The following is a 23,854-nucleotide window of genomic DNA, read 5'->3' on the forward strand; positions in this document are numbered from 1 at the left end:
ACTAAAAAAGGGGCTCTTGCCCCTTTTTTAGTCTTAATTTAATAGATCAATAATTTTTTCAATTTATTCATAATCAATTACCTCCATCCCACCAAACTTTGGTCATAAGGAAGTCTCCACCAATTCTAGCTCTTGCAGCTTCATAATTGTCTGGATTTGCACCTATTTCAGCCTCCCAATAGCGAAGCCTTCTTGGAATTTCATTGGCTTCGAATCTATTTGGGTCTTGGGTTGGTTCTAATACAGGATAACCTGTTCTTCTCCAATTGGCCCAGGATTCTATATCATTCAACCACGTGGCAGCCCAGTATTCTTCTCCAATAAGCCTTAATTTATCTTCATTGGAGGCAGCTGCAAATCCTCTGCCATCGATATAAGTATTGATTTCATTCACTGATCTTGCAAATGATGGATCAAAATCCACCCAAGCATTTATTGCCCCAGCAACTCCATTTGCGAAATGAACATTGGCATCAGATCCAATCCAACCTAAAACTGCAGCTTCTGCTTTCATCAACTCCACTTCAGCATAAGATATCAACCAATATGGATCTTCCCAATCCAGGTATTTCAAATTAAGCATGGAAAACATCCTATTCCCAACTCCTGGGGAATCAAATTCCGCAACCTCTTCTGGGGTCAAAACATTTCTTAGGGTAGCAGAATTATATCCATTGGGCATTCCCCTTTGTGCCGCAGGATCAGTATTCCAAGTTGATGGATCTGCTTCAGGGTTCCCCAAACCCCCAGAAACAATCATGAGTCTTGGGTCGTTATTATCCTTCATCCAGTCCATAAAGGTTTTACTGATCTTACAATCTCTGGAGTATTTATAAGTATTCCAATAACCGTCATTCAGTCCATTTCTGTTTACTCCAAAAGGGCCTGTTGTAAACTGGATATAACCGTTATCAGCATTTGATGTAAAAGCTCCACTGTTATTGGCCTCAACAAAAACCTCTTGCGCTTTTTGTGGATCAATCTCACTCATTCTCATTGCTATCCTCATCAAAAGAGAATTGGTAAATCTCTTCCACTGATCGATATTTCCTCCATACATGAAATCCTGCACACCAAGACTTCTTGCAGTTGGTGAAAAACTATCTCTCGCTGCTTTCAGCTTGTCTACCATGTCGTAGTAAATATCTCTTTGATTATCATAAACAGGGAACCAATTTTCTTCGCCTTCCAATCCCCTTCCTGCTTGGAAATAAGGAACATCGCCATACAAATCAGTCATTCTATGCAAATCAAATATGCGCATAACAGTTGCAGCAGCATTTAAATTGGCTTCGGAGGCAATTCCTTCTGTATTGCTAATAACATGGGAATACAAACGAATCACATCTGTGTAATGCCTTTCCATATAAGCGCCGCTGTATTGTGCATTGTAGAAATACTTATCTCCACTAAAATAACCCGCGAGAGAGGCAGTATGCTGGATCATGGGTGCAGCATAAAGCATGTTTGCACGGGTATTTTCGTATTCACCAGCTATTCTTAAAGTAGCCAAAGAAAATAAAAACTGCATATCCATTTCTGTCACCGCATTTGGATCGATATTCATATCGAACAGTTCTTGTTCATCACAAGAAGTAAATGTCAATGATATTGCTAATAAAAGGCCTGTTATTTTATGTATTGCTTTCATAATTTTTTTCATTTTAATATTTCACAGTGTCCTTAGAAGTTCAAATTGACATTAAAACCAAAGTTTCTTGTCACCGGCATTGCAAAGAATTCCAAGCCCTGAGCGTTTCCTGATACCGTATAAGCGGATTCAGGATGAATATTTGGAACATTAGACCAAAGCAACGCTAAATTCCTGCCGACTAATGAGATTGATGCCGACTCAAATGGGGTTTTCGCCAACAAGCTTCTTGGAATGGTATATCCAAAAGACAGTTCTCTAAGCTGAATAAAAGAAGCATCATAGACAATGTTCTCTGTAACTTGAGCATATCTAGAATAGTAGTTATTCAACCAATAGTTGTCAGGGTCTCCTGCTACAGCGGGAATATTCCAGGTCCTCGCCTCTCCATCTCTTGTAACCCCGGACACGGACAGACCTCCTTCACGCCCAACCAATGTCTCCTGGTGCAAACCATTTGAGTATGCAAAAAAGTTGGTTCCGGAAACTAGACTGCCACCATATCTCATATCAAACAACACCATCAATCTAAATCCTTTGTAAGCGAAATTATTGGATAATCCAGCTGATACAGGGTGTCTACCTTCAGCCAATGTTTCCAATCCGTCAGTCCAGACAGGTAAGCCATCATCATCATACACTTTCTGACCATCAATTGTTAAATGCTTGAACCCTGCAATCATTCCAAGAGGCTGACCTACAATATGACGGATTCTTTCCCTTCTTAATCTAGACTCATCCAAGTTGATGAATTCAATTGGATCGCCCGCTGCATTATTCCCCAAACTGAGAACCATACTTTGGTTATTCGCATAGTTCAAAGAGAAATCCCATTGAAAATCCCTGCTACGAATTGCCGTTACATTCAATAACAACTCAATTCCTCTATTTCTTAATTCACCTATATTAACTATGGTAGAACCAAAACCGGATGTTGCTGAAATACCTGTTGCCAAAATGTCATTGGTTGTAGTTCTTTCATAATAAGCGACATCAAGGCCTAATCTGTTATCGAAAAATCTCAAATCAGCTCCAAATTCGTATTCTGTAGACAAGTATGGCTGAAGTCCGTCGTTTGGAATTGATCCATTATTGATCTGTCCAAGGCTACCTCCCAAATGTCCGGCTCCTACCAATCCATAGGTCAGGTTAAGTGCATATGGATTTGGTGCACCACCACCTGTTTGGCCCCAAGAAGCCCTTAATTTTGTGAATGTGATGGCCTTAGGCATTTCAATCACATCACTTAATACAAAACTAGTACCTACTGATGGATAAAATAGCTTGCTGTTTTCTGGAGCCAGTGTGGAAAACTGATCTTGTCTGGCAGTAAAATTCACAAATAAGAAATTTTTATATCCGAGATTAGCCGATCCAAAAAATGAATTTATCCCCCACTCGGAGAAATCATATCCGACGGACGGATTAGCAACATTTCTAACACTATGAAAAAAGGGAACTACCAGTTCATTTCCTCCCCCTCTTAACCCTTCAATCGATCTTCTCATTCTGTTGGCACCTATCATCGCATCTATGGAGAAATCTCCTATGTCTTTTTGTGCGCCTATGAACAAGTCCAAGTTATCCTCTCTAATGGTTCTTTTCGTGACGTTATAATCACCAAGTGGCTTGTATGCAGTTCCATAAGGTTCAGACGAATCATCAGTCCTTGCTTGAAAATCTGTACCTGCTCGGCCCATAATGTACAACCAATCAGTAAGATCATACTTTAGAGATACCTGCCCTAAAACCCGATCTGTAACATCTTCTCTGTAGAATTGGTGTGCTGCCCAATAAGGGTTAGTTTGAAACACATTTTGTTGATACCGCAATTCTGTTAAATTTTCCTGTGCTCCCAATTTTTCTCCTGGCCCTCTCATGGCAGAGAATGGAAGATTACCTGGCCTATTCAAAACAGCAAAATTTGCGTTTCCAGGTGAATCTGAAAGTCTTGGTCTGTTCTTCGCATTTTGATTGGAGTACTGTCCACTAAAGTCAAGTGTTAATCTTTCCCCTAATTTACTATTGATATTGACATTAAGGACTTTCCTTTTGAAGCCTGCATTTGGCATGATATCTTCATTTTGCAGATCAGAGTATGCAAATCTGTAAGTACTTTTCTCGTTACCCCCACTCAAAGCAACAGAGTTATTTAAAGTCATTCCTGTTCTATAAAAATCGTTTATGCCTTCTCCAGTATGGGCATAGGGTCTTGATACGCCATCAAACTGTATAGAAGGTGTACCATCGTACCTAGATCCCCAATGACCTTGACCAATTTCAATTGCTTCATCAGCAGTCAAAGGCCTAACACCATCTCTACCAGGACCATAGACTCTTTGATAATTTGTCAGATCCCATGCCCTATCGAAAGTAATATTACTATTCAAGGAAACCCCAATACCCTTTCTGGCTTTACCAGACTTGGTCGTAATCAAAACCACACCATTTGCCGCACGGGCACCATATAAGGCAGCAGCTGCATTACCTTTCAAAACAGAAATACTTTCAATATCATCGGGGTTAATCGATGCTAAACCATCACCGCCGTCATTACCACCCCACATACCAGCACTCCCAAGATTCCCTGTCTCAATAGGCATACCATTTACCACATATAAAGGCTGGTCGTTACCTGTTAAAGAAGAACCACCCCTTATGACAACTCTTGTAGATCCACCAGCTCCAGTAGCTGGAGGTGAAACATTTACCCCGGCAATTTTACCTGTTAAAGCATTTCCTAAGTTAATAGCCCTGGACTCGGTAAATTTCTCACCACCAATTTGTGTGACTGAATAACCTAGTGCTTTTTTATCCTTTTCCATTCCAAAAGAGGTCACTACTACTTCAGCCAAATCTGACATGTCTTCGTCCAAGGTTACGTTCAATTCGGATCTGTTTCCCACCAATATTTCCTGTGGAGAAAATCCTATGAAAGAAAATACCAATGTTGTGTTGTTTGTCACCGAGATAGAATACCTACCATCCAAATCGGAGGTGGTACCAACATTTGCCTGTCTATCCAAGATGTTGACCCCTGGAATGGGCTCTCCTGAGGGATCAACTACTGTCCCTGAAAGTACGCGGGACTGAGCCAAAGCTTCTTGATGGAGAAATAACCCCAGCAGTGCCACGAACATAATTTGTACAACTTTTTTCATAAAACTTAATTAAGAAGGTTTTTTTAACTAGATGTTTCTGTTAAAGAATTAAATTGACTAAAATTGCTTATTGATCAAATTTCTATCAATATAAATGCACATTAATTAGAATTAAAAGCATTACCAACGGACTTTTTACAGGATTAAATGTAAATAATTTTATTGAAAAAAAAATTATATAAGCGGAATTAAAAGAATTTTTTTTAATCTATCTAAATAAACATAAGAAATATTTTAAAATTAAAAAGTAAACTTCTTTAATTTTTTTATTAATCAACTGCCTGTTTTTATATATGAAATTAAATAAAACTGATAAAAATTGCCCTTAATTCTAATTCTTGAATTTCCAAGAACACCTTTCACTAAAAATATATATAACTAAAAAATTCTATAAAGCAGGATTATAGAATAAAAAAATCTTCCCCAAGTCTATAAAATAAGGGCTGCCGAAAAAGTTAGAAATAAAACCATTTGGCCACTTCGGGAAATTTAATTCAAATTAAGGGATGGCTTTTTGCAAGTATAATATTAATGCCTGTTTTGGATTTAAACCTCTCCTACTTTTAATGCCTTGACAGCATAATCTACAGCCCTAGCAGTCAAAGCCATATAAGTAATAGATGGGTTCTGGGTTCCTGTTGAAGTCATGCATGCCCCGTCGGTGACGAAAACATTTTTTGCCTGATGCATCTGATTCCAGCCGTTTAAAAGGGAAGTTTGCGGATCTCTCCCCATGCGCACACCCCCCATTTCGTGAATATCAAGACCAGGTGCTTGTTGGGTATCATTGGCACGTATATTCTTGCAACCAGCGATTTCCAACATCTCTGAACCCTGCTCAAAAAAGTCTTTCAGGATTTTTTCATCATTACCGTCGTAATCCACACTGACTCTCAATAAAGGAATTCCCCATTCGTCTTTTTGGTCTAAACTTAAGGCCACTTGACCGCTTTCTTTTGGAATAGTTTCACCCTGCATCATCATAAAGACGTGCCAAGGACCAGGCTCAGAGTTCTTTTCTTTGAAATCAGGACCAAACGGGATTTCTCTTGCTCCCCCCCAACCTCCTCTTCCTGCAGTAAAGAAGGTCATATAGCCTCTTAAAAAATCCATTTCCTGCTTTTTAACATTTCTGAAATTGGGCATCATTACCGCTGTAGGTCTCCTTCCAAAATAGTATTTATCTTCATAGCCATCAAAAGAAGCCGAAATATTACCCCGGTAATTATGGAACGCCACATACTTTCCCAATAAACCATTGTCATTGCCCAGTCCATTTGGGAATCGATTCGAAGTGCTGTTGAGAAGAATTAGGTTGGAATTTAATGCGGATGCATTTAAAAAAATCACTTTTGCAAAATACTCCAATACTTCTTTGCTTTCTGCATCAACAATCCTCACCCCAGTAACTTTTTCTTTCGCATCATCATAAATGATGGAATGAACCACCGCGTCTGGCCGAACAGTTAAATTCCCCGTTGCCGCTGCAGCTGGCAAAGTAGCAGAATTGGAACTAAAATAAGCCCCGAAAGGACAACCTCTATAACATTGGTTTCTGGCCATGCACTGGCCTCTCCCCATTTTCAAGTGGTGATCGGCAGGTTCAGTCAAATGCGCACAACGACCGATCATGACATGGCGGTCTTTGTAAGATTCCAAAATCCGATCCCTAATTACCTTTTCGACACAATTCATTTCCCAAGCTGGAAGGAATTCACCATCAGGCAAGGTCTCAACACCATCATAATTTCCACTGATGCCAACAAATTTTTCGACATAACTGTACCATGGCGCAATATCCTCATAGCGGATAGGCCAATCCACTGCAAACCCATCTCTCCCAGGCGCTTCAAAATCATATTTGCTCCAACGCTGGGTTTGCCTAGCCCAAATCAAAGACTTACCACCAACCTGATATCCACGCACCCAGTCAAAAGGTTTGTCCTGAATGTATGGATGATCCTTGTCCTTTACAAAAAAATGCTGGGTATCTTCTTTGTAAGCGTAACACCTGTTAACAACAGGGTTCTCTATTTTATCACTCAATGGGACATGATTTCTATGAGGCATCTCCCAAGGTGCTGAAAGCATCGTGGGATAATCCCTTTTATGCTCCACATTCCTTCCTCTTTCAAGCACCAAAGTTTTCAATCCCTTTTCACATAATTCCTTGGCAGCCCAGCCGCCACTTATTCCTGAACCTATTACAATGGCATCAAAGACATGGTCTTTCATTGATCATTTTTTTTATTCATACCTCAAGGACTCAATCGGATCCAATTTACTTGCCTTTCGTGCAGGGAAATATCCTGAAGCCAGACCAACAATAATGCAAATAATAAAAGCAATAAAAATCCAAAACCAAGGGACCAGGAAACCTCCCGGTCCTATGGCATTGGCCACAATATTACCAATTCCAATACCCAAAATAACTCCCAATATGCCTCCTAAAATACAAATTACAATAGCTTCTATCAAAAATTGCTGTCTAATCCGTAATGGGGTTGCCCCAAGGGCTTTGCGTATACCGATTTCTCTGGTTCTCTCTGTAACAGAAACCATCATGATGTTCATCAAACCGATAGCAGCACCAAGTAGGGTAATAAAACCAATAGTAAAGCCACCTATCCTGAGGTAACCAGCAACTTCTTCCAAACTTTCACCAACAGATCTGCTCTTTACAATTTCAAATGAATCTTCTTCTCCTACCCTATCTTGTCTGATCTTTCGCATCACTCCGGTAGCTTGTCCCATTTCGTAATCCATCTTCAGTGGGTCTGATCCACTTACCGTTAAGGTATACCGAAAAGTCCCCCTCGTATCCAGTCTACTGGCATTTTCAACAGGAATAAAAATTGCTCTATCGGGCCCTGGCCCACCTCCGACACCACCCTGCTTTTCCAAAATACCGATAATCGTATACCTCCTGCCATAAACGGTGATGTAATCGTTCAATGGTTCTTCATCATTTCCAAACAGCGTTTCTATAATATCAGTCCCTACAATACAAACATTATTACCGTATTGGATTTCAGTATTACTGAAATTTCTACCCTTTTCTATTTTTATCCCTTTGATATTGAAGTATAGATCATCCACACCTGTTAACCTTACATTTGGATTGGATTTTTTTGAACCCCTTTTCACTTCTGCAGCTCCGGTAACTGTGATGAATACGGTGCTTGGTGCTACGGTATTGAACTCATTTTGAAATTTTATGGATTCCCTATAATTTAAAATAGGAAAAACTTTTTGGGCCCTTCCATCCTGTACTGCAGGACCTCCGGAAGCTCCTTTGGAACGCACATCAAAATTACTGGCACCCAGACCAGCAAAACTATCTTCAATTTGGGCCTTTATTCCGTCAATTGCAGTTAACATTCCCACCAAAGAGGTAATGCCAATGGCAATGATGGTCCCTGTCAATATGGTCCTCAGTAAATTGACCTTTACCGAATTCAATGCCTCCTTTATATTTTCGATCAGATTCATGTTTTGTCCGAATTGGAACAATAAATGGTAAATAACTTTGTAAAAAGATTTAATATTAAAAAACTTCCATGAATTATTTTAATCTAACTGCAATTTTATTACTACCCCATCTCAATGCATCCGATCACCTCTCAGTTCCAAGCCTTCCATAACCTCTGCCTCGTAGGCCAACCATTCATCCCAACGTATATTGACTTTTTCCAAATCATAAATACTCCTGGCCAATTCAATGAAGTTCACATAATGACCAGCTTCAGAAACCATCAGTTCAAAATAGAATTTTTTCAGTTCCTCGTCCTTGATGGCCTGCGAGAGTAATTTAAACCGTTCACAACTTCTGGCTTCTATCAATGCATTCATGAGAAGGTATTCTGTCAATTGCTGTTTCCTACTCCCACCCTTTTTTACAAATTGGGAAAGTTTCAGTACATATTCATCTTTTCTAGGCTTATCCAAGGCATATCCTCTTTTCTTCAAATGATCCATAACCCGCTCAAAATGTCCCCACTCCTCAGCTACTACAGGGGTAAGCGTTTCGACCAATTCCGGAAAATCAAAAAAATTGACAATCAGAGAAATACAGGACGAAGCTGCCTTTTGCTCACAATAAGCATGATCTACAAGAATATCTCCTATACTCATCTCCGCTATATTTACCCATCTTGGATCTGTGGGTAATTTCAGATGCAACATCTTTTGTTTGGTGCTTTCCTCCCAACTCATAATTAATCGAATAATGGCCAGCTAATTCCTACATCCAGAACCCTTCTTAATCCAGTGTAATAGGGTGTAACGAAATAACCTGGCTGCTCTAACATATTAATATTTAGATGATTGAACCTTACCAAAATCCTGGTTCGGTTAATCCTTGCGTTCAAAAAGAAATCAACCACTGGATATGCAAAGACATTGAAATCATTTTGGAGGAAAAACTGCTGCATGGCAGGATTATAATTCATCGCAAAATTATCTCCTCTGTATCTGCCCTCCAAACCAATCTGTATGAAAAGGTTATCATTAAATAATGGGCTATCGTAATATATCCTTGAATTTATTACCCAATCGGGGATTCTGAAATTATCCGCAGAAGATCCTGACAAGAGGGTGTAATTGACTTCAGATTCCCAAAACAATTTTTTACGGATATTGAACAATGCCTTCAATCCAGGTATCAACATAAAGGCATCTCCAGAAGCCTGAGCTGCCTGCTGTTGTTCATCAAAGAATACAAAATTGTTAATCCTGTTTATGGTTACGTTAGGCCTCAGGACCCAGTTGGGGAAATCAAGTTTCACCATACCTTTTACCTGATCTACTCCTACATTGCGGAAATTATTGGTCCATTGATGATGATTTCCGAAATACATCATCTGCATGGAGGTCGGTTTATATATTGCCTTGGTATAGGAAGCTTCCAGCCAGGGGGAGATAAATAGCCCTTGAACCCTGAAAGCACCTGGTAGTAAATATTCTCCTTCTGCTTCAAAACGCCACTGTTCGTTGATTTCCCCCCTTAAAGCACCACCCAAAAAAAGCTCATTGAACCTGTTGGGTGCATTGAAAGTAGGGCTTCTCATGCTGCCTGATCGAAATCTTACGAAAGCTTTATAAAAAACAGGGCCTAAATCCCCTTTGAAACCTGCCTCATTTCTCCATTCCGTAAAAGTATTCAGGTTTCGGGTGGTATCCTGGTTGTTAAAACGCTCAGGATTAAAATTGACAAAAAATAAAGAGTCCGAAGTATTCAGGTTGGCGAAAAAGGAAACCTCTTGTTTTTTCCTATCGAAAATATGATATACCTGCCAGCCCTTGACCAATTCGTACTCATGGTAAAGATGAACTTCTTGTCTAAGGTCTGTGGCACGGGCATTTCTCAGCCAAACCTTGGCGTCTTCATAGGCAAAAAGAATGGAATTCTCATCAAATTCTTCAGGGACAATACCTCCTTGTTCATTGACCTTATGCTTCATCCTTGAAAAATTGGCCAATAGGAAGTATTTTTCATTTTCTGACCTGTAATTGGTATGGAAGGAATAACTGTTTTGATCCGTCAAGTTGTCATCCCTTGCATTGGGGTTCAGCGTTTTCCTTGCCCTTATAGTATTCAGGTTGAAACCCACATTCCATCTTGGGTTGACATTCCTCGAAAATGCCAGATCCAGCATATTCCTGTTTCCCCCACCCCAAAATGCATTCATCTGGGTGAAGGGTGATTTGGTATCAAAATATTTCATGCTGTCCGAGGCATTGAAATACAAATCGTATACATGAAATCCTGAGGTAGTTCCAATCATTCTTGGTACCTCATAAAAAATGGGCATGGCAGCACTGCCAATATTCCCTAAATCCTGATACATCCATCCTGTCTTGGCTACAGGTTCATAGTAATGGAAATTATTGAGCAGGGTATCTATTTCATATTTCTTAAGCCTGTTTTTCCGGACATCTTTCTCGTAAAAGTACAAACTGGTTCTAGGACCAAAAACCATTTTTGTGGAATCATCAATGAGTTTTTTCCTCCCCCCATCTTCTGCCTGCCTCTGGCCCTCTTGCTCTGCACCCTGCCGCTGGTCCTGCATACCTGGTGGTATTTCCCGCTGTTGCCTTTGGATAGGCCTGGTAGGATTCTGAGCGAAAACTTCAGATAATCCCAGCATTAAACATAAAAATACAGCTATTCTAATTTTCACTGACCCCGGATTTTTCCCCAACTATAGTTTCTACTTTACTTGTTAGCCAAGAAAGGCATTCTTTTTCCATCTCTATTTTGATGGGTAGCACAAAAATCGGAATTTCTGACAAATATTTATCGAATGCGGAATTTTTAAGTTTTACAGCATCCTTTTCCGTAGTTAAAATCATGGTATCTTCAAGGTTTCCTGCCTTTTGTCTAATTTTTTCCAGGTCCTTTATTTGATAATGATGATGATCTCCAAAATCAAATCTTCCTATAATTTCGTACGCCTGGCTTACCTGCTTGAACAACAAGTCATCATTGGCTATTCCCGAAACCAAAACCACCTTTTTTTTCTCCTGTAAGAATCTTGGATTTAAGGGATAAGGCTGTCCATATCCTATTTCTGCAAAACATATTTTGGCATCCGAATATTTTCTTATTTTGGAGCAGTACGCATCTTTCAATTCTTTTTCAATCCCAGGAGGAGTTTTTGTCACTACCACCAAATCGGCTCTATGAGCACCCTTGGCGTTTTCTCTTAACGTCCCCAAGGGCAATACCTTGTCTTTGAAGAATGGTTTTTGAAAGGTGGTCAAAAGGATATAGAAGTCAGCCGCTACATAACGGTGCTGGAATGCATCATCTAATAGAACCAACTGCGTCTCTGGTTTCCTTGCCATAATTTCAGTAATCGCCATTACCCTGTCCTCTCCTACAGAAACGGTTACCTGATTACCAAACTTTGAAAAAATCTGAAAAGGTTCGTCTCCAATATCCTTAGGGCCCAAGTGTTCTTCGGCAAGTATAAATCCACTGCTTTTACGCCCATAACCCCTACTCAATGTCGCTAGCTGATAATCTCGTTGGAAAAGTCCAATAAGCAATTCCACCATTGGTGTCTTTCCGGAACCTCCCAAATTAAGGTTTCCTACGACGATTGTAGGCACACTAAAAACCGTACTTCGCTTAATGCCCCTGTCAAACATGATATTGCGTAAAGCTGTCACACCATCATAGAGCAAAGAAAAGGGATAAAGCAAGGGCCTATACCAGCGCATCGGTTAAATTTCTTAATTTTGGACAAAGTAAAATAAAAATTATGGTTTACACGATCCAAGACATTGTTTCTTACCTTGAAAAAGTCGCTCCCCCCTCCTATCAGGAATCTTATGATAATGCAGGTTTGATAACCGGAAACCTCTTGGACAATGTGACAGGGATTTTATGCAGCCTGGATGCCACAGAAGCAGTTGTAGAAGAAGCCATTTCTTTGGGCTGCAACCTGATTGTAGCCCATCACCCAATTATTTTTAAAGGGTTAAAAAGCCTGACTGGGAAAAACTATGTAGAAAAGACAGTAATAAAGGCCATCAAAAATGACATCGCTATTTACGCAATTCACACTAATCTGGATCATGTAGCTCATGGCGTAAATAAAAAAATTGCTGATAAAATAGGCTTGGTCAACACCTCAGTTCTTGTTCCCAAAAAAGCACTCCTTTCAAAGCTAGTTACATTCGTCCCCGAAGAAGACAAAGAAAAGGTCCTTTCTGCACTTTTCGAAGCAGGAGCGGGTGAAATAGGTGAGTATTCTGGCTGTAGTTTTACCGCTTCCGGGAAGGGGACCTTTACTCCATCAGACCAAGCCAACCCGCACAAAGGGTCAAAAGGAAATCCACATGAAGAACCGGAAGTGAGGATTGAAGTTTTATTGCCTTCTTTATTAGAAAGAAAAGTATTAAGCGCACTGAAGCACGCGCATCCTTATGAAGAAGTTGCTTATTTTCTGCAGAGGCTTGAAAATGAAAATCAACTGGTAGGAGCAGGAATGCTAGGAGATTTACCATATGCAATGGATGAACAAGAGTTTTTGAAAGCACTCAAGATAAATATGGAACTTCATGTCATCAAGCATACCCAGCTTCTTGGAAAACCGATTAAGAAAGTAGCTGTCTGTGGTGGTGCGGGGATTTTTCTTTTGCCACAGGCAAAAAGATCGGGGGCAGATATCTTTATCACCTCAGACATCAAATACCATGAATTCTTTGATGCTGAAAATCAAATTGTTGTATGCGATATCGGGCATTATGAAAGTGAAATTTTCACAAAAGAATTATTGGTGGAGATATTGTCGCAAAAATTTACTAATATTGCACTCTATTTGACAAAAGTAGTTACGAATCCCATAACTTACCTATAGTACATGGAAAGTACAGTTGCACAAAAGCTTGACGGTTTATTAAACCTTCAAAAATTAGATTCCAGACTCGACGCAATTTTTAAAGTTAGAGGAGCCCTTCCAGAAGAAGTCCAAGACCTTGAGGATGAAATAGCAGGATACGAGACGAGACTAGAGAAATTCAATCACGATATCATTTCACTAGAGGATGATATCAAAAGATTCAAAGAGAATATTAAAGAATCTGAAAAGCTGATTAAAAAATATCAGGAACAGCAGATGAATGTCAGAAACAACAGGGAGTATGACGCCATCACCAAGGAATTGGAATTGCAGGACCTGGAAATTCAAGTCTCCAAAAAGAAAATCGGTGAAGCCCAAGCTAAAATCGAAACGAAGAATGTTGACGTTGAAGAACTGAATGATCATCTAAAAGAAAGACAAAAAGACCTTTCCAATAAAAAAGATGAGTTGAAAACCATAGTTTCAGAAAGTGAAACAGAGGAAAACAAGTTAAAGTCAGACAGAGAAAAAGCTGTCAAAAAAATAGAAGATAGGCTGTATAAGTCTTACACCAAAATCCGCAACAATGCCAAAAATGGTTTGGCTGTGGTTATGGTAAAAAGAGGTGCATGTGGCGGTTGTTTTAATGTGGTGCCACCACAAAGACAGGCCGATATAAGAGAAAAGAAAAAACTCATAGTCTGTGAGCATTGCGGAAGGGTATTCGCTGGAGTAGAAGACGAAATCGAGGAAGAACCAGTAAAGAAAAAAAGAAGCAGAGCTTAACAAATACAAAATTAAAGCCCGATTTATTCGGGCTTTTTTCTTTTTTTGATACGAAATATTGATTTCAAACAATTTTTTGCATACCACGTATTTATTTCATAGCTTTCCCCTTATGAAAAAGTCACTCTTTATCATATTATTCCTATTTGTTTACACCTTGGGCTTTGCAAATAACCCGGGAGAGAAGACTTTTTTGGTTCTTTTTGACAAGTCCGAACTAAAAAATCACAAAACCAGTACCGATTATATAGAAATGAGCCTGATGAATATTTTCAAAACTAAGGCTTACACTGGCAATTCTGATGCGGCAATTTTGGTGAAAGTACCTTATGATAATCTTGATGAGTGCCAGTTAGGCTATATTTTTGTAAGGCTCAACAACAAAACAGTAGTTCCCCTACAAGACATTGCCTTAAAAATCATTGACTTGGATCAGTCCAAAAACACTTTCAATTACCTGCTTTCATCCCTTGATGAAGAAAAGCTTATCAAGAATAAGAAATCTTCAAAAGCACTCAAAACAACTCCAATTCCTTAAGGTGTTCTCCGGAATTGTATTTTTCTATTCTGAAAGCACCTAAAGCATTTTGATGGAGTACATATAGCCCTAAGTTTTGGTGTTTGAATAGATCCATATGCCTGAGGTCGTAACCAAGCATAATGCTAAGTAGGACCCGCATTGCCCTTCCGTGCATACAGATCAAAATCAGTTCTTCTGGTTGAGCAAGGATATAGTCAATTCCCCTTTTCAGTCTTTTAGCAACAATATTAGGGCTTTCTCCCCCTTCTATGGCGTAATCTAAATTGCCTGAAGACCATTGCTCCAACATGTGTTCATAATATTTGTTTTCTTCAGGAGTCATCGGGACCCCTTCATACCTTCCCCATGAAATTTCATTGAGTGCTGGCACAGCTTCATGGGCTATACCTAGCTTCAAAAATCCATCAACAGACTGTTTTGTTCTTTGAAGTCCGGTGTAGTATACTTTTTCAAAAGGTATATTTTTATAAAAATCAAAAAATGCTTCTGCCTGACGCTGCCCGTTTCTATTTAAAGGCGCGTCTATACCACTTCCTTGAACCACTCCCCTGAGATTATAATCAGTCTGACCGTGTCGGACAAGGTAAATTTTTTTACTTACCAAGATTCTTTATTTTTGTTTGCGATTCCAAAGAAAAGACTTTTATCCTAAAATACATGATATTTCCCCCAAACCTTGACCTCAGCACCCTCAATAACTGGGGGAAAAATACCATGACCGACTTTTTGGACATACAATTTACCAAGATAGGTGAAGACTTTTTGGAGGCTACTATGCCCGTGACTGACAAAACCAAACAACCTTTGGGACTGTTACATGGTGGGGCAAATGTGGTATTGGCTGAAACTTTGGGAAGTGTAGCTGCCACATTGACCGTAGATAGAAAAAATCAATATTGTGTAGGCTTAGAAATAAACGCAAACCACCTCAAATCCGTAAAGAGTGGATTGGTAAGAGGAATTACCAAGCCTATTCATTTGGGAAAAAAAACTCAGGTTTGGGAAATTAAAGTATATACAGAATCCGGTGATTTAAGCTGCATCAGTAGAATTACCATGGCCGTTTTGGATAAAAAATAACATGCAAAAAGCAGTAGATATAGCCGTTTGGAACTTAGAATATTACTTGGGTTGCCTGATAGCCTTGGAAATGCAAGAAGGAAATCATATAGCTCTTTGGCGAAAACCTAAATCCAATGTACTTGAGATCATAATTGATCGACAAAAAAAACCTAAAAGAGTTGAACTGAATATTGAAGACCAATCTCCAGGTTTTATTGTCCACCCTTTTGAAGACCAGGTGGACGGAAAAGCTTTTTTCTTGGAAGCGGATACTTATTTTCAAATTGACCTCTCTATTCCGTTTGAAGAACAGGCTGATCAGATAGCTCCTCTTAAAAGAACACTGGATGCTGACCTGATAAAAGCAGCTATCCGGCAGGGATTTGTCAAATCAGATGAAGATTTGGACCCAAAGAGCAGCCGAGCATGTTCTAAAAAAGACTTTATTGAGTTGGTAATAGAAGGAATTCAGGCGATTAAGAGCGGGCAACTCGTTAAAATTGTACCTGCAAGACTGAAGAAGAAGGCTTTGGGCAAAGATTTTGATTTGATCCTTTCCCTTAAGAGTTTATTGTATTCCTATCCCAACGCATTCATCAACTTTTTCCATATACCTGGTGTAGGGACCTGGCTGGGCGCTTCGCCCGAAATCCTGATACAGACAAAAGGGGATGCTTTTTTTACCATGTCTTTGGCAGGAACCCAAAAGGCCAAAGGAGATAACCCCATGAAAAACGCTGCTTGGACCCAGAAAGAAATAGAGGAACAGGCATTGGTAAGCAGGTATATTGTAGATTGTTTTAAAAAAATAAGACTCAGGGAGTATGAGGAATTGGGGCCAAAAACCGTGGTGGCCGGTAACCTTTTGCATTTGAGATCAGATTTCAAAGTAGATATGAAAGCAACCAATTTCCCCCAATTGGGTTCTGTGATGCTTAAATTGCTCCAACCAACTTCTGCTGTATGTGGAATGCCCCGCAACAAAGCATTTGATTTTCTAAGAAGATATGAAAAGTTGGATCGCTCCCTCTTTGCCGGCTTTATAGGCCCTGTAAATATTGAAGGGGAGACTTGCATTTATGTCAATTTACGTACAGCAAGACTCACAGAAAATGAGGCCTATTTGTATGCCGGTGCCGGTGTAACAGAAGATTCTGTCCCTGAGAAAGAATGGGAGGAAACTGAAATGAAATGTGAAATCATCGGAAAACACTTAAAATAAACCCCATTGATCATTCAGCCCATTATCGATCTGGCGGCCCTCTGCGCCAAAAAAGGAATCAAACATGCAGTTCTTTCCCCAGGATCCCGCTGTGCTCCGATAACCTTGGCTTTTGCCAGACATCCTGAAATCCACAGCAGGACCATTTCTGATGAAAGAGCTGCGGCATTTGTGGCCTTGGGCATGGCACAGCAGCTGGAAAAGCCGGTAGTTTTGGTCTGTACCTCGGGTTCTGCTGCCTTCAACTATGCACCGGCTATTGCAGAGGCCTACTTCCAGCAAATTCCCTTAATTATCCTTACAGCAGATCGCCCTCCTGAATGGGTCGATCAATGGGACGGACAGACAATCCGTCAAAATGAAATCTATGGCAAACATGTAAAAGGATTTTTCCAGTTCCCGGACGAGTTTGGCCATCCTGACAAGGCATGGCATGCCAATAGGATAGCCAATGAAGCCATGAATATGGCCAATGCGTATCCAGCAGGGCCAATACATATCAATATCCCATTGAGGGAGCCATTTTATCCTGAGATTGGAGAAAAATTTGAATTTGATAAGGAAGTAAGGTCTTTTGATTATTTCCAAACAAATGGACAGCTCTCCCAAGAAAGCAAACAAAAACTGGAAAGCTCACTGTCGCAATTCAACAAGGTTCTCATTATAGCAGGTCAACAAAGACCCAATCAAAAAATCCAAGAAGTGATAGAAGATATTGCTGGCCAAGGCTTGGCAGTGGTAGTGACAGACACCATTTCCAACCTGCAATCTGCTGAAAGCATTAATTTTCACGATCACTATATAGGCAATTCTCAGTTCCATGACGCATTAAGGCCGGATCTGATTATATCTTTTGGGAAATCCATCATTTCAAAAAGTCTAAAACTTTTCCTGAGAAAATCAAAGGCCACGCACTGGTACATTCAACCTGAGGGATATAGCCCCGATACTTTTCAATCTTTAGGAAAAGTAATTGCCTGTCAACCCATATCTTTTCTGAATTTTTTTAGGGAAAAGGGAAGGTCAGATATGGATTTTGTGAAAAAATGGGCAGCTATGGAAAATCAGGTCAAAAACAAGATCGATGCCATGATGACTCAAGCTCCCTTTGGAGAATATAAGGCCATTGGGACTTGCCTGAAATATATTCCTGCCCAATCAAAACTGCATTTGGCCAATAGTATGGCGGTAAGATATGTAAACTTCTTTGGACAAAGAGCACAGGAAATTATCTGTAATAGAGGGACCAGCGGAATAGATGGCAGCAACAGTACTGCAGTAGGATGCGCCTTTACTACCAAAGACCCGGTAACCCTCATTACTGGGGATATGGCTTTTTTCTATGACAGAAATGCTTTTTGGCACAACTATCCCATGAATAATCTGCGGGTAATCCTGCTTAATAACCATGCAGGAGGAATATTCAGATTGATCGATGGACCAGCCAAACAACCTGAACTTGAGGAGTATTTTGAAACAAGACAAAGGCTTAGTGCCGGTTATCTGGCCAAAGACTTTGGCTTTGATTACCATTTGGCCAATGATGAAAGAAGCTTAGAAATGGGATTGAAGGATTTTTATGCCAAATCTATCCATCCAAAAATTTTGGAAATCGAAACCGATAGTACACAGAATGCCAAGATTCTGAAATGGGTAAAGGAGAAGGTTGCAGAGGATTTAAGTGATGCTTAAATCTTAAATGCCCTCATCAACCCTTTTTCTTGACAAGCAAGGCTTCCAATTCTTCAAGCGACTTGTTTTTGGTTTCCGGTACAACCCAAATGACAAAAACCACGCCCACTGCTGCGAAGACACCATAGATCAAGAATGTGACACTACTCCCGAAAGTATCCAGTTGCCATGGGAAAAACTGCTGCACCAGGTAGCTGATTAGGGAATTGATAAACCCAACAAAAGAAATGGCTGCACCTTTAATATTGATGGGAAACAATTCAGAAAACAAGACCCACATCACAGGGCCAATAGAAATGGCAAATGAAGCCACAAAACCCAAAATCCCGATCAAAATGAGTGCTGAATTCATGCTAATGGCTGCAGTGATGGCCTCAGATTCATAAGCGAGGGCAACAGATTCTCCCAGATTATTCCTCAAAGCTTGTTTGAAACTGACATCATCAGCATAGATTACATCGGCCATGGGAGCAATCCTCTCCCTATCCAAGCCTTCTGGAAGCATTGCCATCTTATCGTCCGTCAGCTGATAAGTAGCCTTTCCAAATCCATAGGTGAGCAACCCCATACATAAAGCGATTCCAATCAAGCCACCTACCAGCAGGGGTTTTCTTCCCAATTTATCAATAAACAAGATTGCCAGCACGGTAAAGGCCAAATTGGTCAATCCAACCAAAATTGCCTGAATAAATGAAGCATCAGTACCTATTCCAGATTGTTCAAAAATCATGGGGGCATAAAAAAACACAGAGTTTATTCCCGTAATCTGCTGTAAAATGGCAATAACAATACCTATTACCAGGACCAAGCGATAGGCAGGTTTGAAAAACTCCGTTAGCTTTACTTTTTCCTTCCCTTTTTCTTCATGAATACTTTTAACGGCATCATTGATTTGTTTTTTCGCATCATTCACATCAGTAAACTGATTCATAATCATGATAGCCTGATCAGTCTGCCCCTTCATCACCAACCAACGTGGACTCTTCGGGACAAAAAATAAACCTGCGAAATACAGCAAGGCCGGCAATAACTCAAGTCCAAGCATCCATCTCCAGTTCCATTTTTCGAAACCCAAAATGATCGCCCAGTCTGTATCCAAAGCGGCAAGCTTTAGGATCATATAATTTGTAAAAAAAGCAACCGAAATGCCGATCACGATATTTAACTGATTGAAAGACACCAACCTTCCTCTCATTCTTGGAGGAGCTATTTCTGCAATATACATGGGTGCCAGAATCAAAGATGCCCCTACCCCAAACCCGCCAATCATTCTCGCTATGACCAAGCTCAGGAAATCAGGAGAAATGGCGGAACCAAGCGCACTGACAGCAAAAAGTACAGCAGCCCATTGTAGGACTTTTCTCCTTCCAAACCGATCACTTAATGGACCGGAAACCATCATGGCCAATGTGGCAGTGAGTGTAAGTGAGGCTACGGACCAGCCCAACTGAAGTTTAGTAAGACTAAACTCTGGTTCAATAAACTTAACGACTCCAGAGATCACAGAAGCATCAAAGCCCATCAAAAATCCCCCCAAGGCAACGATCAAGGCTATCCTTATGGTATAGAACTGTGTTTTAACCATATTTATTTTGGATTTAGATTGCATTATCAGAATTTTATTGATTTAAAAAAAATAAAATTTATAATAAATTTCTTAAACCAAATAACCAATACAAAAAACACAACAGCAGAAATCTAAAATTTAAAACCTGTGATTTTAAACCTCTTTTAACTTCAAAGCCAAAAAAAGTCCCAAGCCAAGCAAGCCTACAAATACAAATAGCATTGCCTGAATCCCAAAGAAAGAAGACAAACTTCCCAAACCTGCTGCTATCAGGGTGAATATTCCGATCATGGTATTGGACAAAGATACGTAAAGCGGTCTCTCTTTTTCCGGGGCAAAGTCTACCAGATAAGTTTTCCTGCTCAACCTTGCCCCTCCATGTGCCATCACCTGAACCAAGAAGAGTACGGCGAATGTGTAAATATTCTGCAAAGATTCCGGCCAAAATGGAAACAAAGCCATCAGGGAAATATTGACCATCCCCAAAACAGAAACCCAGACCATCAGCTTACGACTGGATTGATCGGCAAACCTGCCCCAAAATGGGCTACTGATAATATTGGCTATTCCAGCGGCTATCACCATCACACCTAAATTATTTACTTCGCTGCCCAATTCTTCTTTTCCCAAGACCACAAAAAAAGGCTGCGCCAATGGAATTGCCATCAGAAGCCCTCGGGTAAAAATAAAGCGTCTAAGATTGCTGTCTTCTTTCCAAAATTTCCAGGCATTTTTGATTTCATTTACTGGAGACCTGCCTCCTTCTGTAGCTCCTCTTTCTTCTACTATCAAAGCAAACAAAAAGGCGGAAAATACCCATAGCACTGCTCCGGACATCACCAACCAAAACAACATGTTTTGATCCTGTCTACCTTCCAGGTCCTGAAGAATAAAAACACCAGCTATCAAAGTCAAAATACCCCCTATGGTGGACCGCATAGCCAGCAACTGTCCCCTTTTCCCTTTTGGGATGGTTTTTCCTATGACATCCTTGAAACTGATGCTTGCCACCCCACTTGCCAAACTGAAAAGCAGCAAGAGGCTCAAAATCAAAATTCCCGCTCTATTCCCCTCAGTTCCTAAAACCACAAAAGACATGGCAAACAAAGCCAAAGCTTGAATCAAAGCTGGAATCACCCAAAACCACTTTCGGATGGCATAAGCCCGGATTTTTGCAGATACAAACAGTTGGGGCAGCAAAGAACCGGCATCTTTGATAGGTACCAAAGCCCCGGTAAAGAGATTTGGTACGCCTAAAGCTGCCAGAATCCAAGGTAAGGTTGTTCCTGGACTTACCAACTGCTCTGCCAATTTGGAAAGGGATCCACTGAAGACATTTTTGAAAAAGTTCCCCGGAGTTTCTTTGCAGGATTTTTCGGAGATCGCCTCGCAGGCCCTTTCTTCCCCTTCATCAGTGATCAGTTCGTAGGCTTTAGGGACAAAAGTTTGTTGGAACATGGCCAAAAATAAGAAAACCTTTCCTGCCAGCTAAACTTAGTTGCAGAAAAGGTAAACTGAACCTGATCAAATCTCAATTATTGAAAAACCCTTTCTTGAGAAATAAAAGACAAAGGATTGTCAGGAGAAGATTTCTTATATTCTTGGTAAAGCAATACTATCAGGGAAATTTCAAAAACAGTAAGAAAAAACAGTCCCGGAAGAGCGAATACCACAGTCATAAAACTGATTCCTGTCAACATACCCAAAGCACCTACAATAATATACATAGTGCCTTTTTCCTTGGAAAGATAAAGAAAACTTGTTGCAAACAGCACATAGACCATACCTGCCATCAATGACCTTAAGAGAAGTCCGGAAACAATGTCAATTCCCATCCAATAAGTCACAATATCTTCCAGAATGATAGCTCCCGTCAATATCATCAGAAAGATGGCCATGACTTTCAAAAGCAAATTTGAAAAAGCTTGTCCCAGTTTATAAAATGCCCCTGTAAATAGGATGAAGAAAACCAGTACTGACATTTTGAGGATTGTATAGAAATATCCAAATCCCTCAGAAAAGCTTGACTTTTCGATAAAAAGCTGAACATCTATCACAGACTCCACTATGGCCAAGATCAAATATATGATACCTGCGATAAAGGAAAACCTGAGCCAAGAATTTAAGTTGCTTGGTTGGGACACTTCTTCCTTTTCCAACTGAAGATTTTCTACTTCTTCTGGCCTAACTTCCAATACTTCCAATATAGCTTTTACAGTAAAATACCTTGGGGTAACTTCCCCTGCTTCAATCCTTTGAATGGTGCGCACATTGATATTGCAGCGCTCCACGAGTTCTTCTTGGGTCAATCCTTTGGCCCTTCTCCATTCCAGGATTTTCTGGCCTAATAGTGGTTGTTTCATGTTCATCAGATTTTGTTTGACCATGGCAAGTTGGATTGATTTCTACAAATATAGCCCGAAAAATGGGAGGATTTCACCCGACATTTGCACGGCATTTTGGAGAGAGGCGAGAAATTAGAGGCGAGATGCTAGACTGCTGACCTTTGAGGTTTTCAAAACCTCGAAGGTCTTTTCTCGAAAAAAAGACCCATTGGTTAAATTCACCGCGACGAAGAAACCAGAAAAATTCCCGTCTTCAGACTGATACTATATCAAACCCTAAACAAAAAATCATATCCAATTAACCTTCTTATCTTTTTGTCCAAAGTCCAAAGCTTAAGCTGGTTTTTTCTGACAGAATGGATGATCACAGCGTCTATCAAGCCAACCCCCTCATTGATCAAATTAAGTTCATTGGAAAGCATTCCTGCCTCAATAATCAGCAATGGCTCATCGATCAATGGAACATTCGCCACGAAATCCATGATCATGTTAATTTCCTTTTTGCCTTTGGCTCCCTGAAATAACTCTGCAAAAATCAGCTCTAAGCTCCAAACTCTTCCGTTTTCCAAGAGTTCTTGACAAATTGAAAAGTACTCCGAGTTCCCTCTTAAATATTCAATCCAGATTGAGGTATCAAAAACAACTCCTTTCATTTTCTATTCAACTCACGCAGTTCTTGGGCCGTATATTTAAATTCCAAAGGTTCGCTCAATATCATTCCTCCCAATGCTTTTATTTTTTGAGATCGGATATAAGAATGTAAAGCAATTTTTAAGGTTTCGGTGATGGTTTCTGCTTTGGAAAGCTCCATCGCTTCGGCTATCAAATCATCAGGTATGATTGCTGTAACTTTCATGATTTCATCTTTTTTATAAAAATACGATGATGTATCGTATAAAGATGAAAGTTATAAAAAAAATAAAATAAGCTTGAGTAATGTTAACTCTAATATTTAAAGGTTATCACTATCGCAAAATCATTGGAGGTACACTTACGAAGAAGAGTTATATCAGATCCAATAAATTGTTTACTGCCGACCACAAACTGATTCTTTATAAAATCGGGACAGTTGATATTTCAATTCAAAAAGAAGTAGTGGAACAGACAATCAAGACACTAACTGAATAGATTTGGCTCTGCAATATTTCGACGTAGACCTAACTTGTCCGCCGTGGCGGATATCTACCATATTTCAATATATTTCACGAAGTATATATCATTTCAATAACCCCAAAACCTTAGCAACAGCCGGATTCCTATTCCCCTTTTTCCAAACCGCATACAATTCCGTTTTTTGTTTGATTTTATCCAGCTCAATTAACTTCACTTTCAGATCATACCCTTGTTGTAGGGATGTTGGCACAATGGCGACTCCCAATCCAGCCTCCACCAATTTGAAAATGGTCAGGGCATGTACAGACTTGTGGGTAATGCGGGGTGAAAAACCTCTATCCTCACAAATGGACATGATCTTAT

Annotated in this window: 20 protein-coding genes; 6 read left to right on the top strand and 14 right to left on the bottom strand. The window is 40.0% G+C overall.

The features are described from left to right. Positions 1–73: 73 nt before the first annotated feature. The 7 genes from QZT73_RS05855 to lpxK all read right to left on the bottom strand — a co-directional run bounded on the left by QZT73_RS05855 (position 74) and on the right by lpxK (position 12,039). The gene (locus tag QZT73_RS05855; protein ID WP_291784830.1) at positions 74–1,651 is read right to left on the bottom strand and encodes a SusD/RagB family nutrient-binding outer membrane lipoprotein; all 1,578 of its coding nucleotides are present in this window, start codon (positions 1,649–1,651) and stop codon (positions 74–76) included. A 32-nt stretch (positions 1,652–1,683) separates the two neighbouring features. After that, on the bottom strand, positions 1,684–4,812 hold the full coding sequence (locus QZT73_RS05860; protein WP_291787145.1) for a SusC/RagA family TonB-linked outer membrane protein: 3,129 nt from the start codon (positions 4,810–4,812) through the stop codon (positions 1,684–1,686). Between the two features lie 546 nt (positions 4,813–5,358). Then, positions 5,359–7,047: a GMC family oxidoreductase gene (locus QZT73_RS05865; RefSeq protein ID WP_291784835.1), complete on the bottom strand. Its 1,689-nt coding sequence runs from the start codon at positions 7,045–7,047 to the stop codon at positions 5,359–5,361. 12 nt (positions 7,048–7,059) lie between these two features. Then, a complete protein-coding gene (locus QZT73_RS05870; RefSeq protein WP_291784837.1) occupies positions 7,060–8,304 on the bottom strand; it encodes an ABC transporter permease in 1,245 nt (414 codons plus the stop codon). A gap of 111 nt (positions 8,305–8,415) precedes the next feature. Beyond that, on the bottom strand, positions 8,416–9,027 hold the full coding sequence (locus QZT73_RS05875) for a tRNA-(ms[2]io[6]A)-hydroxylase (RefSeq protein WP_291784839.1): 612 nt from the start codon (positions 9,025–9,027) through the stop codon (positions 8,416–8,418). A 2-nt stretch (positions 9,028–9,029) separates the two neighbouring features. Continuing rightward, the gene (locus tag QZT73_RS05880; protein ID WP_291784841.1) at positions 9,030–10,994 is read right to left on the bottom strand and encodes a putative porin; all 1,965 of its coding nucleotides are present in this window, start codon (positions 10,992–10,994) and stop codon (positions 9,030–9,032) included. Beyond that, positions 10,984–12,039 carry a tetraacyldisaccharide 4'-kinase gene (gene lpxK, locus QZT73_RS05885; protein WP_291787147.1) on the bottom strand — a complete coding sequence of 352 codons (1,056 nt, stop codon included), beginning with the start codon at positions 12,037–12,039 and terminating at the stop codon, positions 10,984–10,986. Before lpxK ends, QZT73_RS05880 begins: the two co-directional genes overlap by 11 nt. 41 nt (positions 12,040–12,080) lie before the next feature. Here lpxK and QZT73_RS05890 point away from each other — a divergent pair, with 41 nt between their 5' ends. The 3 genes from QZT73_RS05890 (at position 12,081) to QZT73_RS05900 (ending at position 14,487) form a co-directional block, all read left to right on the top strand. Then, complete coding sequence (locus tag QZT73_RS05890) at positions 12,081–13,181, top strand: Nif3-like dinuclear metal center hexameric protein (protein WP_291787149.1); 1,101 nt, start codon at positions 12,081–12,083, stop codon at positions 13,179–13,181. A gap of 3 nt (positions 13,182–13,184) precedes the next feature. Beyond that, a complete protein-coding gene (locus tag QZT73_RS05895; RefSeq protein ID WP_291784083.1) occupies positions 13,185–13,949 on the top strand; it encodes a C4-type zinc ribbon domain-containing protein in 765 nt (254 codons plus the stop codon). A gap of 112 nt (positions 13,950–14,061) precedes the next feature. Beyond that, on the top strand, positions 14,062–14,487 hold the full coding sequence (locus tag QZT73_RS05900; protein WP_291784085.1) for a hypothetical protein: 426 nt from the start codon (positions 14,062–14,064) through the stop codon (positions 14,485–14,487). Here the strand turns inward: QZT73_RS05900 and QZT73_RS05905 are convergent. Next, positions 14,465–15,094 (bottom strand): histidine phosphatase family protein, encoded by a 630-nt coding sequence (locus QZT73_RS05905; protein ID WP_291784086.1) that lies wholly within the window; start codon positions 15,092–15,094, stop codon positions 14,465–14,467. The two genes, QZT73_RS05900 and QZT73_RS05905, sit on opposite strands and share 23 nt — an antisense overlap. 53 nt (positions 15,095–15,147) lie before the next feature. Between QZT73_RS05905 and QZT73_RS05910 the strand changes: the two genes are divergently transcribed. The 3 genes from QZT73_RS05910 to menD are packed head-to-tail and all read left to right on the top strand — an operon-like array spanning position 15,148 to position 18,466. Then, positions 15,148–15,570 (top strand): hotdog fold thioesterase, encoded by a 423-nt coding sequence (locus QZT73_RS05910; RefSeq protein ID WP_291784088.1) that lies wholly within the window; start codon positions 15,148–15,150, stop codon positions 15,568–15,570. A 1-nt stretch (position 15,571) separates the two neighbouring features. After that, on the top strand, positions 15,572–16,774 hold the full coding sequence (locus tag QZT73_RS05915; RefSeq protein ID WP_291784090.1) for a chorismate-binding protein: 1,203 nt from the start codon (positions 15,572–15,574) through the stop codon (positions 16,772–16,774). A 6-nt stretch (positions 16,775–16,780) separates the two neighbouring features. After that, entirely contained in the window at positions 16,781–18,466 is a 1,686-nt protein-coding gene (menD, locus tag QZT73_RS05920; RefSeq protein ID WP_291787151.1) for a 2-succinyl-5-enolpyruvyl-6-hydroxy-3-cyclohexene-1-carboxylic-acid synthase, read from the top strand. 16 nt (positions 18,467–18,482) lie between these two features. On the opposite strand, the gene QZT73_RS05925 is transcribed toward menD, so the two are convergent. From QZT73_RS05925 to QZT73_RS05950, 6 genes are all read right to left on the bottom strand, one after another. Then, positions 18,483–20,051: a sugar porter family MFS transporter gene (locus QZT73_RS05925; protein ID WP_291787153.1), complete on the bottom strand. Its 1,569-nt coding sequence runs from the start codon at positions 20,049–20,051 to the stop codon at positions 18,483–18,485. 135 nt (positions 20,052–20,186) lie between these two features. Then, positions 20,187–21,491, bottom strand: a complete 1,305-nt coding sequence (locus tag QZT73_RS05930; protein WP_291787154.1) for an MFS transporter — start codon at positions 21,489–21,491, stop codon at positions 20,187–20,189. Positions 21,492–21,568: 77 nt separating this feature from the next. Beyond that, the gene (locus QZT73_RS05935) at positions 21,569–22,396 is read right to left on the bottom strand and encodes a helix-turn-helix transcriptional regulator (protein ID WP_291787155.1); all 828 of its coding nucleotides are present in this window, start codon (positions 22,394–22,396) and stop codon (positions 21,569–21,571) included. A gap of 251 nt (positions 22,397–22,647) precedes the next feature. Continuing rightward, a complete protein-coding gene (locus tag QZT73_RS05940; RefSeq protein ID WP_291787157.1) occupies positions 22,648–23,031 on the bottom strand; it encodes a PIN domain-containing protein in 384 nt (127 codons plus the stop codon). After that, positions 23,028–23,234, bottom strand: a complete 207-nt coding sequence (locus QZT73_RS05945) for a type II toxin-antitoxin system VapB family antitoxin (protein ID WP_291787159.1) — start codon at positions 23,232–23,234, stop codon at positions 23,028–23,030. Before QZT73_RS05945 ends, QZT73_RS05940 begins: the two co-directional genes overlap by 4 nt. A 360-nt stretch (positions 23,235–23,594) precedes the next feature. Beyond that, positions 23,595–23,854, bottom strand: a 260-nt coding sequence (locus tag QZT73_RS05950) for a LysR substrate-binding domain-containing protein (protein ID WP_291787161.1), incomplete at its 5' end; no start/stop codon positions are given.

This window comes from Cecembia sp. (assembly GCF_007126775.1).
In the GTDB taxonomy this organism is placed as follows: domain Bacteria; phylum Bacteroidota; class Bacteroidia; order Cytophagales; family Cyclobacteriaceae; genus Cecembia.